The organism is Cellulosimicrobium cellulans, from assembly GCF_001722485.1.
In the GTDB taxonomy this organism is placed as follows: Bacteria; Actinomycetota; Actinomycetes; order Actinomycetales; family Cellulomonadaceae; genus Cellulosimicrobium; species Cellulosimicrobium cellulans_A.
The window spans coordinates 1-14,986 of the sequence record NZ_LWGL01000083.1; the positions used below are offsets into that span (position 1 = coordinate 1).

The 14,986-nt window shown below is 75.2% G+C and carries 15 protein-coding genes and 1 pseudogene; 5 read left to right on the top strand and 11 right to left on the bottom strand.

Going from position 1 to position 14,986, the window contains the following annotated elements; genetic code table 11:
* The 5 genes from JZ5iCDA_RS10455 to JZ5iCDA_RS10475 all read right to left on the bottom strand — a co-directional run.
* Positions 1 to 382: hypothetical protein (locus JZ5iCDA_RS10455; protein WP_083259884.1), on the bottom strand; the 382-nt coding region annotated here is incomplete at its 3' end.
* Between the two features lie 103 nt (positions 383 to 485).
* A complete protein-coding gene (locus tag JZ5iCDA_RS10460; RefSeq protein ID WP_083259885.1) occupies positions 486 to 2,582 on the bottom strand; it encodes a bifunctional copper resistance protein CopD/cytochrome c oxidase assembly protein in 2,097 nt (698 codons plus the stop codon).
* Positions 2,583 to 2,648: 66 nt separating this feature from the next.
* Positions 2,649 to 3,368: a copper resistance CopC family protein gene (locus JZ5iCDA_RS10465; RefSeq protein ID WP_083259886.1), complete on the bottom strand. Its 720-nt coding sequence runs from the start codon at positions 3,366 to 3,368 to the stop codon at positions 2,649 to 2,651.
* 105 nt (positions 3,369 to 3,473) lie between these two features.
* Positions 3,474 to 4,154 carry a hypothetical protein gene (locus tag JZ5iCDA_RS18865; RefSeq protein ID WP_069387119.1) on the bottom strand — a complete coding sequence of 227 codons (681 nt, stop codon included), beginning with the start codon at positions 4,152 to 4,154 and terminating at the stop codon, positions 3,474 to 3,476.
* A 23-nt stretch (positions 4,155 to 4,177) separates the two neighbouring features.
* Positions 4,178 to 4,873 (bottom strand): Pr6Pr family membrane protein, encoded by a 696-nt coding sequence (locus tag JZ5iCDA_RS10475; protein WP_069387120.1) that lies wholly within the window; start codon positions 4,871 to 4,873, stop codon positions 4,178 to 4,180.
* 141 nt (positions 4,874 to 5,014) lie between these two features.
* On the opposite strand from JZ5iCDA_RS10475, the gene JZ5iCDA_RS10480 reads away from it, so the two are divergent.
* Together JZ5iCDA_RS10480 and gadC are read left to right on the top strand one after the other, a co-directional pair.
* Positions 5,015 to 6,289 (top strand): amidohydrolase, encoded by a 1,275-nt coding sequence (locus tag JZ5iCDA_RS10480; RefSeq protein ID WP_069387121.1) that lies wholly within the window; start codon positions 5,015 to 5,017, stop codon positions 6,287 to 6,289.
* A 110-nt stretch (positions 6,290 to 6,399) separates the two neighbouring features.
* Positions 6,400 to 7,959, top strand: a complete 1,560-nt coding sequence (gene gadC / locus JZ5iCDA_RS10485; protein ID WP_083259887.1) for a putative glutamine/gamma-aminobutyrate antiporter GadC — start codon at positions 6,400 to 6,402, stop codon at positions 7,957 to 7,959.
* An 8-nt stretch (positions 7,960 to 7,967) separates the two neighbouring features.
* Here gadC and JZ5iCDA_RS10490 read toward each other — a convergent pair whose 3' ends face one another.
* From JZ5iCDA_RS10490 to JZ5iCDA_RS18410, 4 genes are all read right to left on the bottom strand, one after another.
* The gene (locus JZ5iCDA_RS10490) at positions 7,968 to 8,927 is read right to left on the bottom strand and encodes a GmrSD restriction endonuclease domain-containing protein (RefSeq protein ID WP_366246666.1); all 960 of its coding nucleotides are present in this window, start codon (positions 8,925 to 8,927) and stop codon (positions 7,968 to 7,970) included.
* A gap of 232 nt (positions 8,928 to 9,159) precedes the next feature.
* Positions 9,160 to 9,765: a ClpP family protease gene (locus JZ5iCDA_RS10495; RefSeq protein ID WP_009866251.1), complete on the bottom strand. Its 606-nt coding sequence runs from the start codon at positions 9,763 to 9,765 to the stop codon at positions 9,160 to 9,162.
* Positions 9,765 to 10,430 (bottom strand): ClpP family protease, encoded by a 666-nt coding sequence (locus tag JZ5iCDA_RS10500; protein WP_069387122.1) that lies wholly within the window; start codon positions 10,428 to 10,430, stop codon positions 9,765 to 9,767. The genes JZ5iCDA_RS10495 and JZ5iCDA_RS10500 overlap by 1 nt, the downstream gene beginning before the upstream one ends.
* Positions 10,431 to 10,544: 114 nt before the next feature.
* A complete protein-coding gene (locus JZ5iCDA_RS18410) occupies positions 10,545 to 10,838 on the bottom strand; it encodes a hypothetical protein (protein ID WP_139123063.1) in 294 nt (97 codons plus the stop codon).
* A gap of 363 nt (positions 10,839 to 11,201) precedes the next feature.
* On the opposite strand from JZ5iCDA_RS18410, the gene JZ5iCDA_RS10510 reads away from it, so the two are divergent.
* Genes JZ5iCDA_RS10510 through JZ5iCDA_RS10520 form a run of 3 tightly spaced genes read left to right on the top strand, consistent with a single transcriptional unit; the run spans position 11,202 to position 14,009 of the window.
* Positions 11,202 to 12,071 carry a CPBP family intramembrane glutamic endopeptidase gene (locus JZ5iCDA_RS10510; RefSeq protein WP_069387124.1) on the top strand — a complete coding sequence of 290 codons (870 nt, stop codon included), beginning with the start codon at positions 11,202 to 11,204 and terminating at the stop codon, positions 12,069 to 12,071.
* Between the two features lie 25 nt (positions 12,072 to 12,096).
* Positions 12,097 to 13,308: a sensor histidine kinase gene (locus JZ5iCDA_RS10515; RefSeq protein WP_216093432.1), complete on the top strand. Its 1,212-nt coding sequence runs from the start codon at positions 12,097 to 12,099 to the stop codon at positions 13,306 to 13,308.
* Positions 13,305 to 14,009: a response regulator gene (locus JZ5iCDA_RS10520; protein WP_069387125.1), complete on the top strand. Its 705-nt coding sequence runs from the start codon at positions 13,305 to 13,307 to the stop codon at positions 14,007 to 14,009. Before JZ5iCDA_RS10515 ends, JZ5iCDA_RS10520 begins: the two co-directional genes overlap by 4 nt.
* Before the next feature lie 10 nt (positions 14,010 to 14,019).
* On the opposite strand, the gene JZ5iCDA_RS10525 is transcribed toward JZ5iCDA_RS10520, so the two are convergent.
* The gene (locus tag JZ5iCDA_RS10525; RefSeq protein WP_253182047.1) at positions 14,020 to 14,811 is read right to left on the bottom strand and encodes an alpha/beta hydrolase; all 792 of its coding nucleotides are present in this window, start codon (positions 14,809 to 14,811) and stop codon (positions 14,020 to 14,022) included.
* A gap of 42 nt (positions 14,812 to 14,853) precedes the next feature.
* Positions 14,854 to 14,986: pseudogene (locus JZ5iCDA_RS19720) on the bottom strand (signal recognition particle-docking protein FtsY); the annotation flags it as partial.

Below are 14,986 nucleotides of genomic sequence, written 5' to 3' on the forward strand. Positions count from 1 at the left end.
GGGCCGCGTGGTCGGCGGCGAACCCGGGCGCCGAGGCGTGGCTCGGCATCCCGGCGGGCAGCACGAGCCCGCCGCGCGCCCCCTCGCCCGGCGTCGCGAGGAGGCCGAACCCGTGGTGCAGGACGACCTGCAGCACGGCGAGGAACGGCACCTGGACGACGACGCACGACCGCACCCGGGCGACCAGCGTCGCGAGGGCGACGGCGAGCGCGCCGAGCACGACGAGCCCCGCGCCGTCGGGCAGGGCGCCACCCGCGGCGGCGTGCGCGGCCGCGGCGACGGTCAGCGACGTCGTCGAGAGCACCGCGGCGCGGACGACGCGCGCGACGACGGCGTCGGGCGCAATGCCCGAGCGCACCGTGCCGCCCGCCGTGGTCGTCATCGACCCGCCTCTCCGCCCCACGAGGGCGCCGCGTCGCACCCTTCGTCCGGTTCCGGCCGAACGTACCGACGCTTCTGGCGCGCGTCAATCAGAAGTCGCCGGGTCATCGGGACTGCTCCTCGTCCCGACGCGCGAGCTCGGCGAGCCGCGCGTTGTACGCGGCCAGCTCTGCCTCGCCGTCGCGGTCGGCCTGCCGGTCACGACGGCGGGCGGTCCGCTCGTCGTCGCGCGTCCACTGCACGGCGACGATGATCGCCGCGACCACGACGGGCAGCTCCCCCGCGCCCCACGCGACCGAACCGCCGACCGCCTGGTCGTCGAGCAGCGCCTGGGTGTCGGTGTACTGCATCGCCGTCCACCAGGCCTCGGCGAGCACCTGCTGGTCGGCCATGACGGCGACGCCGAAGAACGCGTGGAAGGCCATCGTCACGAGGAGCACGAGCAGGCGGATCGGGTAGGCGGCGCGCGCCGGGCCCGGGTCGACACCGAGGATCACCCAGAAGAACAGGTAGCCGCTGAGCAGGAAGTGGACCTGCATGAGCAGGTGCCCCGGGTGCTCGAACAGGGCGAGCTCGAACCAGCCCGTGTAGTAGAACGCGACCAGGCTGCCCGCGAAGATCGCGCCCGCCACGGCCGGCCGGGTGAGGAACCGCGAGTACCGCGAGTGCACGAGGACGAGGACCCACTCGCGCGGTCCGCGCGAGTGGTCGCGGCGGGCGGGGAGCGCCCGCAGCGCGAGGCTCACGGGCGCGCCGAGCGCCAGGGGCAGCGGCACGAACATCATGAGCGCCATGTGCTGGACCATGTGCGTCGAGAAGTGCACCGCCCCGTAGACGCCCGCCCCGCCGCTCGTCGCCCACGCGAGCGCCACGCAGCCGAGGAGCCACATGACCGTGCGGCCCACGGGCCACCGGTCGCCGCGCCGGCGCAGCCGCACGACGCCCGCGACGTAGAGGCCCGCGAGGCAGGCCGCGACGCCGAGGAACAGCCAGTCGGGGTGGACCGACGTGATCATCCGCGACAGCGAGACGGGCTCGGGGTAGGCGAAGCCGAGCAGCGAGTGGCGCACGTCGTACGTGACCGGCTCCTGCGGCACGGGCGGCGCCGACCGCGACAGCGCGACGGACGCGCCGAACGTCGCGGCCATGACGACGACCTCCCCGACCGCGAGCCGCGCGAACGCGCGGCCGCCGCCCGGACCGTCGAGCCGCGGGATCACGCGGCGCCGCTGCGCCCAGCCCGCGAGCCCCAGCAGCACGAGCGCGACGACCTTTCCCGTGAGGAGCAGACCGTACGGCGTCGTCACGAGGTCGGCGGGCGACTCGAGCCGCAGCGACGCGTTGACGACGCCCGAGAACGCCGCGCCCGCGAAGCACCAGGCCGCCAGCACCGAGTAGCGCGCGACGACCTGCGGCAGCGTCGTGCGCACGCGCGGACGCAGGAGCACGAGGCCGACCAGCCCGCCCACCCACACGGTCACCGCGACGAGGTGCACGAGCAGGCTGTTCACGGCGTTGAGGTGCTCGTCCGACCCGGCGGCGTGCCCGGACAGCGCCACGGGAAGCAGCGCCGCGAGCGCGAGGACCGCCGCGGCGCCGACCCGGCCGACGCGCCGCGCCCCCGCGGAGGCGGCGAGCGTCGCGGCCACGAGCAGCGCGGAGACGGACAGGTACTGCCCCAGCTCGATGCCCGTGGCGTAGTACGCCACCTGGTCCCAGAAGCCGGGGTCGGTCGGAGCCATGCCGACGCTGTTGCCGGTCGTCAGCACGATCACCGCGACGGCGGCGGCGAGCCACACGGCGGCCGCGCGGGCGGCCCAGCGCGTCGCGGTCCACTGCGCGTACGACACGGTGCCCGGCAGCTTGCCCTGGCCGGGCAGGACGCCGGCGGCGAGCACGAGCAGGCCGATGGTGAGCGCCGCGGCGGCGTCGTGGACGACGCGCGCGACGGGCAGCCCGTAGCGCACGACCGCGCCCGGGTCCATGAGCAGGCGCGGCGCGAGCTCGCCCGTGAGGGCGAGGCCGCCGAGGGCGACGACGACGGCCAGCGGCAGGCACCACAGGAGCACGAGCTCGGCGGGGCGCAGCGCAGGCAGGCGGAAGCCCTCGACGTGCACGTCGGGGTGCGCGCCGGGCTCCGGGGTCGAGGGGGCGGCGGCCGTGCGGGACGGGCCCGGGGTGCGCCGCGAGTCGGTGGTCATGGTGGTCTCCTGGCCAGCACGGGACGCCGGACGGCGCGGGCGCCGTCCGGTCCTCGTGCCGCTCCGTCAGTCCTGCGGGGCGCCCGGCGTGCCGTCACCGCGACGGCGCAGCACGAGGACCGTCACGACACCCGCCGCGACGAGCACCGCGGCCACCACGCCGATGGCGACGGGCAGCGCGCTGCCGCCCTCGTCCTCGGCGGGCGCGGCGTCGTCGGTCGTGGCGTCCGCGTCCGGCTCGGCGGCGGCGTCCGGCTGCTCGGCGGGGGCCGACGTCTCGCCCGCGTCGGCGGGCGTCTCCGTCCCGGTCGGTGCCGGCTCGGTCTCGGGCTGCTCGGCGACCGAGAAGCCGAACGTTCCCTCGATGGGGTGCCCGTCCGAGGACACGACGCGCCAGGCGACGGTGTACGAGTCGCCGCCGAGGGCGGCGGTGTCGAGCGGCAGCGTCACCGTCGGGCCGGCGATCGTCGGGGTGCCCTGCGCGACGACGGTCCCGGCGGAGTCGGTGACGACGACCTGCGGCTCCACGTCGAGGGGCTCGGTGTTGTACGTCAGGGTGATCGCGGCGGGCGGCGCGTCCAGCTGGGAGCCGTCGGCCGGGTCGGACGAGATCAGACGGTCGTGCGCGGCGGCGGGCGGCGCGTTGAGCACCGCGAGCGCCGCGGTGAGCCCGAGCGCGCAGAGCGCGGCGAGCAGGGCGGTGAGGAGGCCCGACGCGGGCCGCCGGGCGGCGACGGCGACGGGCCGGGCGGTACGTGCGACAGGTGCGGGTCGTGCAGCAGGCATGGGGAGAGCTCCGTCCGGGGCGCGGCGGTGCCGCGAGGACGCCCCTGGCCGGCGGGTGCCGGCGTGCCTCGTCGGGTGTCGCGCTCGCGCGCGGGTGGGGCAGGGTCAGGCGGGGGTCCCGACGAGGGGCACGGCGGCCGGCGGCCCGCGCGTCGGCGCCGTCCCGAGGTACCGGGACTCGAGCCGGCGCGACACGACGACGAGCACGGGCGTGCGGCGCACCGGGAGCACGACGCGCGCGGGCGTGGCGGGGCGCGGTGTCAGCCACGCGAGGAGGCGCTCGAGCGCGCGCTCGCCGTGCGCCAGCACGACGGCGAGCACGAGGGTGGCGACGGCGTGCGCCGCGACCATCCACGCCCCGGGTGCGGCCGCGGCCGCGCCCACCGGCTCGAGACCCGCCGGCGTGAGCCCCTCCCACGCACCGCTCCCCGCGCCGTCGGGCACGGGGCTCGAGGTGGCGCAGGCCAGCGCCACGCCGTGCGCGGTGTGCGCCGCCGCCGAGGCCCCTGCGGCGCAGGCGGCGCTGCCGTGGCCGAGCGTGTCGAGGGCCACGTGCAGCGCGAGCTGGGCGCCGCCGAGGAGCGCGACGAGACGCGGGACGGTGAACCGGCCGCGCGCGGCGACCATGGTGCCCGCGAGGGTGAACGCACCGAGGGCGACGAGGACCAGCGGGTCCGGCAGGTGCCCGCCCGCGACGGCGTGCGCGCCCGCGGAGAGCGCGAGCACGAGGGTCGCCACGAGCGCTGCGCGCGCGAGGCGCAGCGGTCCGGCGACGTGGGAGAGCACGTCGCCAGCCTAGCCCGCGCCCGTCAGGCGGTGGCGCCGCCGGGCGGCCCGCCCGGGGAGACCTCCGTCTCGTCGGGCTCGCGCGGCGGCGCGACCGCCCCCGGGTAGCCCCCGATGAGGGCTCGCTCGGGCAGGAGACGGTCGAGGCCGACGAGGACGAGCCCCAGGACGAGGAAGCCGGCGCCGTAGAGCACGACGTTGACGAGCAGGCCCGCCCAGCCGAGGGCGTCGAGGTCGATGAAGCCGTACGGGTACCCGATGCCCGGGCTGACGAGCCCGCGGACGGTGGTGAACGCGAAGTAGGCGAGCGGGTAGAGCAGCCACTGCGCCGCGGTCAGGCCGCGCAGGCGGCGGTGCGGGGTCAGCAGCAGGAAGTCCGCGACGACGGCGAGGGGCAGCACCTCGTGCTCGATCTGCCCGTCGGTGAGGCCGAGGAAGACGGCCGGGGCGCCCGGTTCCTCCGGGGCGAGCACGAGCCAGGACACGAGCCCCGTGATGGACGCGAACAGCGTCACCGCGCCCGTGAACCACGCCGGGGGCTGCCGCCGGCGCAGGATCGACGCGACGCCCGCCCAGGCGGACGCGACCGCGATCAGGATGCACGTCTGGTTCGTGAACCAGACCAACCCGTCGACGTCGCCGTCGCGCCAGATCTGCCGCGTCCCGACGAGCGCGAGCACGACGAGGAACAGCCGGAAGATCCCGACGACGACGTGCATGCGAGCTCCCTTGCGCGCGGTCCGTTGCCCGTGGGGGCGGCGACGTCGGCCACCGTCCCGTCTCCCGGGGAGCCTAGCCCCGCCCGGAGGGCCTGACGCACCGCACGACCCTTGCCCGGGGCGACGGGTCATGATGGGTCCATGACGACCTCATCGAGCCCCGCCCGCACCACGCCCCGCACCGCGCGCGGCACCGTCGCCGTCACGAACGGCTACGTCGTGCCCGTCGCGTCTCCCCCGGTCGAGAACGGCACGGTCCTCGTCGAGGACGGCGTCATCACCGCCGTCGGCGCGGACGTCGTCGTCCCGGACGGCGTGCGCACGATCGACGCGGCCGGCCGCTGGGTCCTGCCCGGCTTCGTGGAGGCCCACGCGCACATGGGCGTCATGGAGGAGGCCGAGGGCTGGGCCGGCAACGACACCAACGAGATGACCGACCCGAACGGCTCCGCGCTGCGCGCGCTCGACGGGATCAACGTCGAGGACGAGGGCTTCCGCGACGCGCTGATCGGTGGCGTGACGTCGGCCGTCGTGAAGCCCGGCTCGGGCAACCCCATCGGCGGCCAGACGGTCGCGATCAAGACGTGGGGCGGGCGCACGGTCGACGAGCAGGTGTTCCAGGAGTCGGTGTCGGTGAAGTCGGCGCTCGGCGAGAACCCCAAGCGCGTGTACGGCGACCAGAAGAAGCTGCCGTCGACGCGGCTCGGCGTCGCGAACGTCATCCGGCGCGCGTTCGTCGACGCGCAGAACTACGCCGCCCGGCGCGACGCCGCCGCGGCGAAGGGCGAGCCGTTCGACCGCGACCTCGGCAAGGAGACGCTGGCCCGCGTGCTCACGGGCGAGCTGTACTGGGACCAGCACACGCACCGCGCGGACGACATCGCGACGGCGCTGCGCCTGGCCGACGAGTTCGGGTACCGGCTCGTCATCAACCACGGGACCGACGGCGCCGCGGTCGCCGACGTCCTCGCCGAGCGCGACGTCCCCGTGATCTTCGGCCCGATGTTCACGTCGCGCTCCAAGATCGAGCTGCGCGACCGCGACATCGCCAACCTCGGCGCCCTCGCGCGCGCCGGCGTGCGCGTCGCGATCACGACCGACCACCCCGTCGTGCCGATCAACTTCCTCGTGCACCAGGCGTCGCTCGCGGTGAAGGAGGGCCTCGACCGCGAGACCGCGCTGCGCGCGCTCACGGTGAACCCGGCGGCCATCCTCGGTCTCGACGACCGCGTCGGCTCGCTCGCGCCGGGCCTGCACGGCGACGTCGTCGTGTGGTCGGGCGACCCGCTCGACGTGACCGCGCGCGCCGAGCACGTCCTCATCACCGGCACCGAGGTCTACCGCTGGGACCACGCGGCGAACGACGGGCGCGGCGCGCCCCGCGTCGTCGAGCGTGCGGAGCGCTTCGCCCGCTGACACGCCGCGGGCCGGGCGGCGGCGACCGCCCGGCCCGCTCCCGCTCGACGGGTGTGACGCGCACCACTACCGTTCCCCCTGGGGTCGTCGCACCCGCGGGAGGGACCGTCATGGCCGAGCGCACGTCCCGGGAAGCCTCCACCGACCCGTCGGGCGCCACCCCGGGCCGGGCCGCGCGGCGCGGCGCCCGTGCGCCGGCCGGCACGATCACCGTCACGTCGCTCGTCATGCTCAACGTCGCGGCGGTGGTGAGCCTGCGCGGCCTGCCCGCCGAGGCGGAGTACGGCCTCGCGTCGGCGTTCTACTACCTCCTGGCGGCCGTGTGCTTCCTCGGCCCCGTCGCGATCGTGGCCGCCGAGCTGGCCTCGACGTGGCCCCAGGAAGGCGGCATGTTCCGCTGGGTGGGCGAGGCGTTCGGCAGCCGGTGGGGCTTCCTCGCGATCGCGATGGTGTTCGTCGAGGGCTGCATCTGGTTCCCCACCGTGCTGACGTTCGCGGCGGTGACGCTCGCGTACACCGGCCCCGAGACGCGGTTCGACGCGCGCGTGGCGGACGACCGGTTCTTCGTGCTCCTCGTGGTGCTCGCCGTGTTCTGGGCCGCGACGCTCATCTCGCTGCGCGGCGCGACGGCGTTCGCCCGCACCGCGCGCTGGGGCGGGATCGTCGGCACGCTCGTCCCGGCGGCGCTGCTCGTCGGGCTCGGCGCGGCGTACCTGCTCAGCGGCGAGCCGTCGCAGGTGCCGCTCACGTGGGGCGCGTTCGTGCCGGACCTCACCCACCTCGACAACATCGTGCTCGCGGCGGGGATCTTCCTCTTCTACGCGGGCATCGAGGTCAACGCCGTCCACGTGGGCTCCATCCGGCGGCCCGAGCGGACGTACCCGGTGGCCATCGGCGTCGCAGCGCTCGTCGCCGTGGCGGTGCTGACGCTCGGGACGCTGACGATCGCCGTCGTCGTGCCGCAGCAGGACATCAGCCTCACCGCGAGCCTGCTCACGGCGTTCGACCACCTGCTCGCGTGGGCCGGCGTGCCGTGGGCAGGGCCGGTGCTCGCCGCGATGCTCGCCGTCGGGGTGCTCGCGGGCGTCACCACGTGGGTGGCCGGCCCCGCGACCGGCCTGCACGCCGTCGCGCGCGCCGGGTTCCTCCCCCGCTGGTTCCACCGGACCAACCGGCACGGGATGGCGTCGCACATCATGCTCGTCCAGGCGCTCGTCGTGACGGCCCTGTCGGTGATGTTCGTCGTCATGCCGTCCGTGCAGTCGGCCTACCAGCTGCTCAGCCAGCTCACGGTGATCCTCTACCTCGTCGCGTACCTGCTGATGTTCGCCGCCGTCCTCGCGCTGCGGCGCAGCCAGCCTGACCGCCCGCGCCCGTACCGCGTCCCCGGCGGCCGCGTCGGCGTGTGGGCCGTGGGTGGCCTCGGGTTCGTCGCGTCCTCGCTCGCGCTCGTCACGAGCTACGTGCCGCCCGGGCAGGTCGCGGTCGGCAGCCCGGTCACGTACGTGGTGCTGCTCGTCGTGCTGTCCGTCGCGTTCGTGGCCGTCCCCGTGCTCGTCTACCGGGCGCGTCGCCCCGCGTGGCGCGACGAGACGTCGACGTTCGCGCCCTTCACCTGGCAGGAGGCCGGCGCGCCGGCGGACCGGCCGTCGGGGACGCCCCCGGCCTGACGTCGCCGCTACTCGCAGCCGACGCCGTCGCCGTCGCCGTCGAACTCCGGGCTGTACCCGGGCTGGCCGGCGTGGATCGGCGCGGCACCCGCGGCGCGGACCGCGGCGCAGTTCTCGTAGACGACGTCCGCCGGAGCGGGCGCGGGGGCCGGTGCGGGAGGCGGCGCCGACGTCGGCGCGGGGGCCGCGGGTGACGGCTCCTCGGCGCGGGGCGCGGCGGCGTCGGCGGCACCCGGCAGGGGCTCGTCGGGGCACGAGGACAGGACGCGGGCGATCGCGTCGTGCTCGGCCTGCGTGACCCACAGCCCGTACGCGGCCTTCACCGCGACCTGGCGCGCGACGTACGCGCACCGGAAGGACGTGTTCGGCGGGAGCCATGTCGCGGCGTCGCCGTCGCCCTTGGCCTGGTTCGTTGGCCCGTCGGCCGCGAGGAGGTTGAGCGGGTCGTTGGAGAGCTGCTGCCGCGTCGCGGCGTCGAGCTGCTGCGCGCCCTTCTGCCACGCGTCCGACAGCGCGACGACGTGGTCGATCTGCACCGCGCTGGAGGTGGTGTTGCCGCGCTGGAACGCGATCGTCGTCCCGGTGTACGGGTCCGCGAGCGTCCCGGTGAGCACGACGCAGTCGTGCGTGCCGGGCTCGAACGTCTCGCCGGTGAGGTCCCGGGCCAGGATGTCGTTGCGGGTGTCGCAGCCGTTGCGGTCGACGTCCGCCCACGCGGGGCCGAACTGGTCGCGGTCGTACCCGGTCCTCGGCGCCCGGCCCTTGACCTCGAGCGTCGTGAGCGCGGCGAGCGCGCTCCCCGGTCCCGCCTCCTCCGCGACCTCCGGCTGCGGAGCGGCGGGCTGCGGGCTCCCGGCGGTGTCGTGCTGCGTCCCCGCCGCGCCACCCGGGTCCTGCCCGGCGAGCGGCTCCGTCGCGCACCCGGCCGCGCCGACGGCGACCACGAGCGCCACGATCAGGGCCACCATGCCCCGCCGGCCGTCCGACCTCGTCACCATCACCGCGCCCTTCCCGTCCTGCCGCGCGATGCCGTCCTGCCGGTGCCGCGTGCGCCGTCACCCTAGCCCAGCGCCTGCCTCGTCCCGTCCCGTCCGTGACCGCTGCGCGCCCCGGCGTGGCCACGGGCGAGTGCTGCGTCAGCGGTCGGGAGATGCGTTCCCGGACGCATCGGTCGACCGCTGACGCAGCACTCGGTCCGGCTCAGGCAGCCGCCGCGAGCTTGCGCGACGTCACGACGGCGTCGGCCACGCCGTACTCGACGGCCTGCCGCGCGGTGAGCACGAGATCGCGGTCGGTGTCGGCGCGCAGGCGCTCGACGGTCTGCCCCGTGTGCCGTGCGAGGACCTCCTCGGTCTCGGACCGGATGCGCAGGATCTCCTCGGCCTGGATCGACAGGTCGGAGATCGTGCCCTCGCCGCCCCCGGAGGGCTGGTGCAGCAGCACGCGCGAGTGCTCGAGCACGAACCGCTTGCCCGGCGTCCCCGCGGCGAGCAGCACCGCGGCGGCGGACGCGGCCTGGCCCATGCAGATGGTCGACACGTCGCAGCGGACGAACTGCATCGTGTCGTAGATCGCCATGAGCGCCGTGGCGGAGCCGCCCGGGGAGTTGATGTACAGGCCGATCTCCTGGTCCGGTGCGTCGGACTCGAGGTGCAGGAGCTGCGCCATGACGACGTTCGCCACGCCGTCGTCGATCTCCGTGCCGAGGAACACGATGCGCTCCGACAGCAGGCGGGAGAAGACGTCGAACGCTCGCTCGCCGAGGGGCGTGCGCTCGACGACGGTCGGGATCGTGTAGCTCGCCATCACAGCCCCACCTTCCGGGCGGCGCGGGCGGGCCGGACGTCGTCGACGCTCTCGACGATCCGGTCGACCATGCCGTACTCGAGCGCCTGCTGGGCGGTGAACCAGCGGTCGCGGTCGGAGTCGTCGGCGATCGTCTCGACGCGCTGCCCCGTGCTCTCGGCGAGCAGGCGGTGCATGAGCCCCTTCGTGTACACGAGGTTCTCCGCCTGGATCGCGATGTCGACGGCCGTGCCGCCGATGCCGGCCGACGGCTGGTGCATCATGATCCGCGCGTGCGGCAGGGCGAACCGCTTGCCGGGCGTGCCCGCGCACAGGAGGAACTGCCCCATGCTCGCGGCGAAGCCCATCGCGACGGTCGAGACGTCGTTGGGGATGAGCCGCATCGTGTCGTAGATCGCGAGCCCGGCACTCACCGAGCCGCCGGGAGAGTTGACGTAGAGCGCGACGTCGGCGCGCGGGTCCTCGGCCGAGAGCAGGAGGAGCTGCGCGCACAGGCGGTTCGCGACGGCGTCGTCCACGGCCGTGCCGAGGACGACGATGCGCTGGTGGAGGAGGCGCGTCGTGAGCTGGTCGTCGAACGAGGACGCCGCCGGCGTGGCAGCGTCCGCGCGCGAGGGCCAGTGCTCGCCGACGACGGCGGGACGGTCGGTCAGGTGCGTGGTCATGCCGCCACCGTGCCCCCGTCCGGACCGGGCGGGGAGGGCGTTCTGCCGTCGGCTCATCCGCCGACGGCAGATCGCCCCGTCACGGCCCGGCGGACCGCGAGGCAGCGCGGAGACCTACGTGCGGTCGTCCGTGCCGTCGGCGCGGTACCACCGCAGGTAGTGCATGCGGCACAGCCCGCGGGCGACGGACAGCCGCTCGCACCCGGCCTCCAGGCAGACGTCGCGCGTGCGTGCCCGGGAGGGCTGGGTCGCGGCGAAGTGCTCTCGCGCCCGCTGGGCCGTGTCGGCGTCGATCTGCCACGGCCCGGCGCCCGTGCGGGTGGCGTTGCGGCGCAACCAGTGCCGCACGGCCGAAGGCGACACGCCGACCTCCTCGGCGAGGTCCTTGGGCGTCATCGTGCGCAGCACGGAGGGAGCGTAGTGACGGATCGGTGAGCTCGCTCCCGGTGGCGACCTCACGTCGCCGGCGGCGCAGATGTCCGTGGCAGCCGCCGTGCGACGTGCTCGGGCGGAGGCTCCCGCTCCCGTGCGTCCGGAACGGGCGTCGAACGCCGCCTGGGCGGCCTCGATCTCCTCCCGGTGCGTGATCGCGCACGACGTGACCGTCCCCGGCACACGGATCGAGGTCCTTCGTGCAGACGTCAGCACCCTCCGCGTCCCCCGAGAGAGCTACCCGAACTGATCACCCGGGGGCGATTCGTCCGTGCCGTGGTCTTCCTAGCGTTGCAGCCGGTCGCCGAACCGGGCGGCCACGCGACGACGGAGGCCCTGATGAGCACGACGACCACGACACCCCGACCGGACACCCTGGACCCTGACCGCGGCAGCCGGGCCGCCCGCTTCGTCCGGCACCCGCTGACGTGGATGCTGGTCGGCGCGGTCGGCGTCGGGGCGGTCGCGGGCATGACCGCGCAGCGCGAACCGCTCGTCGTCTTCCCCGTGCTGGGCGCGGTGCTCGCGGTCGTCGTCTACCAGGTGGTCATGCGGTTCCTCGCCCGGCGCCGGACTCCCGAGACCGCCGGCCGTCACGCCGTGCGGGAGGCGCTGCTGGGCGCCGCGATCGGGCTGGCGTTCGTCGTCGTGTCCGCGTCGGTCGTCGCGGCGCTCGGCGGGTACACGTTCCGCGTCGCCGACGTCGACGTCCTCGACGTGGTCGTACCGATCGTCACCGTCATGCTCGGCGTCGCGGTCACCGAGGAGCTCATGTTCCGCGGGTTCGGGCTGCAGGCCCTCGAGCGCCTGCTCGGCAGCTGGGTCGCGCTGCCGGTCACGGCCCTGTTCTTCGGCCTGGTGCACCTGCTCAACCCGGGCGCCACACCCTGGACCGCGCTGGCGATCGCGATCGAGGCCGGTGGTCTGCTCGGCGCCGCGTTCCTCTGGCGTCGCAACCTCTGGTTCGTCATCGGGCTCCACCTCGCCTGGAACGCCACCGTCGCCCTGCTCGGCCTGCCCGTCTCGGGTCACGCGGAACCGGGGCTCCTCGTCGCGGACGTCTCCGGCCCGGCCCTGCTCACGGGCGGCGCCTTCGGCATCGAGGGATCGCTGGTGACCGTGACGGTCGGGGTGCTGCTCGCCGTCCCGATGCTCGTGCTCGCCCGACGCCGCGGCACGCTGGTCCCGGCGCGCCGCCGTCGCCCGTAGGCACCCGTAGGCTCAGACGGTGCCCGTGACCTCCGCCACCGCCCGGGCCGCGCGCCCTGGTCCGCCCGGGCGGTGGGTCGCGGGCCGGCCGGACGTCCAGGACGCACTGCTGGCGGTGGTCCTCGCCGGGCTCGGGTTCGTCCCGACGCTGTCGACGATCGGCGTCGAGCTGGGCGACCTCGCCGAGCGGCCGAGGGACGCGCTCGCCGTGACGCTGCTCCTCCTGCAGTGCGTGCCTCTCGCGGTCCGCCGTAGACGGACCGGGGCGTGCCTGGTGGTCGTCGGCGGCGCCTTCGCCCTGGACCAGGCCCTGGCCTACCCGCCGACGTTCGCGAGCGTCGGACTCTACGTCGCGGTGTACAGCGCCGGGGCGCACCTGGCGAGGTCCCGCCGGACCGCCGCCGTCCTGGCGACCGTCGGCTACGTCCTCCTCGCGGTCGCGCTGTCGGGGCTCGGATCGCCCAACCGCATCCCCGCGTTCGTCGCGTTCTACCTCGTCCTGGTGGTGATCTGGATGGCCGGCACCGGGGTGCGCCGCTGGCGGGCCGAGGAGCTCGAGCGCCGGCGCCTGGCCGCCGCGGTCGCGAGGTCCGACGAGCGGACCCGGATCGCGCGGGAGCTGCACGACGTGGTGACGCACCACGTGACGGCGATGGTGGTCCAGGCCGACGCCGCGCAGTTCCACCTGCCCGCGACACCGGACCGTGCCACCGACGGCCTCGTCGCGATCAGCGACACCGGACGACGCGCCCTGACCGAGCTCCGGTACCTGCTGGGCGTGCTCGAGGCGACCGGCGAGTCGGCGACGCCCGCGGGGCGCGTGCCCGTCCTCGGCCGGGTGGGCGACCTCGTCGAGCAGGCCCGCCGGGCGGGCCAGCCGGTGGAGCGCAGCGAGGAGGGCGGACCGCGCACCCTGCCCGACTCCGTCGAGCTCGCCGCCTACCGGGTGGTGCAGGAGGGCCTCACCAACGCGCTCAAGCACGCCCCCGGGCGACCGACCACGGTGCGTCTGCGGCACGGCGCCGAGCACGTCGAGGCCGAGGTGGTCACGCACGGCGCCGCCGCGTCGGCGGGCCCCGTCACCGCGGTGGTGTCGCCTCCTGCCGGCCGCGGCCTCGCCGGCCTCCGCGAGCGGGTCCGCCTCCTCGACGGTGACCTGGAGGCCGGCCCGACCCCCGACGGCGGGTTCCGCCTGCGGGCCCTGATCCCCGTCCCCCCGACCAGGAGCAGCCCATGACCGCCTCGTCCACGGAGCAGGCACGTCCGATCCGGGTGCTGGTGTGCGAGGACCAGGAGCTGGTGCGGGTCGGATACGTCACGATCTTCTCCGCGCAGGCGGACATGGAGGTCGTCGGCGAGGCGGAGGACGGGCGCGCGGCCGTCGAGGCCGTGCGCCGGCTGCGCCCCGACGTCGTGGTCATGGACATCCGGATGCCCGTGCTGGACGGCATCGAGGCGACGCGGCAGATCGCGGGACCGGACGCCGAGGCACCGGTCAAGGTGCTCATGGTGACCACCTTCAACGTCGACGAGTACGTCTACGAGGCGCTGCGCGCCGGGGCGAGCGGGTTCCTGCTCAAGGACGCTCCTCCTGCCGAGCTCGTCGAGGGAGTCCGGACGATCGCGCGGGGCGAGTCCCTGCTGGCCCCGACCGTCACCCGCACGCTCATCGGCCGCTTCGCCGAGCGGGTGCGGCCGGCCGGCACGTCCAGCCCCGCGCGGGACGAGGTCGTCCGCAGCCTGACCCCGCGCGAGCTGGAGGTGCTCCAGCAGATCGCCGCCGGGCTGTCCAACGCGGAGATCGCGGCCCAGCTCGTCATCACGCCGGAGACGGTCAAGACCTACGTGTCCCGGATCCTCGCCAAGCTCGGGCTGCGCGATCGCGTGCAGGCGGTCGTGCTCGCCTACCGGGTCGGCCTGGTCTCGGCGACGGACTAGCGCGGCGCCGTCACCCGCCGCCCGCGGCGTCCATCTGCTGCTGCGCGAAGACGAGCGCGTACGGGAGGGCGATCGCCGCCATCTCCCACGTGTGCGCCTGGCCCGGCTCCTGCCGCAGGTCGACCGTCTGGCCCTGGTCCTGCAGGTACTTCGCCATCCGGCGCACGTCGTCCAGGTCGTCCTGCGGCGCCTCGCTGCCCGAGTCGAGGAAGACGGGCATCGGATGCGTGAAGTCCATGGTCGGCAGGTAGGTGAGCGGGGTGTTGGCGTCGATCTCCGCCTGGGACGAGAGCATGGTGCTCTCCGGGCCGGGGCCGGGGTCGCCGTACGGCTCGATCCCGAGGATCGTGCCGTACAGGTCGAGGTGGCGCAGCCCCACGTTGAGCGCGCAGAAGCCGCCCGAGGACATGCCGCCGATGATCCGGTGCTCCCGGTCGGTCAGCGTCGGGTACGTGGCGTCGATGCGGTCGACGACGGTCTTCGTCAGGTAGGTCTCGACCTGCTCGCCGCCCTTCGTCGAGTCCAGGCACTCGGTGTCGAGCCCCCCGGGCCCGGTGCCGTTGACCGTCGGCGCGACGACGATCATGGGGTCGACGAGCTCGTGCCGCAGCAGCACGTCCATCGTGCGCGGCACGCGCCCCGCGGCGAACCAGCTGCTCGGCTCGTCCGGTGAGCCGTGGACGAGGTAGACGACCGGGTAGCGCGTCGAGGCGTCCGGGTCGAAGCCGGGCGGCAGGTAGACCCACGCCGCCTGGTCCTCGATCTTCTCCTTCGCGGTGCCGGGGATCTCGAGCGTGCGCACGGTCCCGGTGTGCGCCGTCCCGCGCGTCCGGTCGGACAGGTTGCCGAGCCCCAGCCCGACGAGCTTGACCGGCACGCCCAGCTCGCGCTGGACGGCCACGACGATGCCGCCGCGCGCCGTGCCGTCGAGCTTCGTCAGCACGATCCCCGTGACGCCCGCGACCTCGCCGAAGACG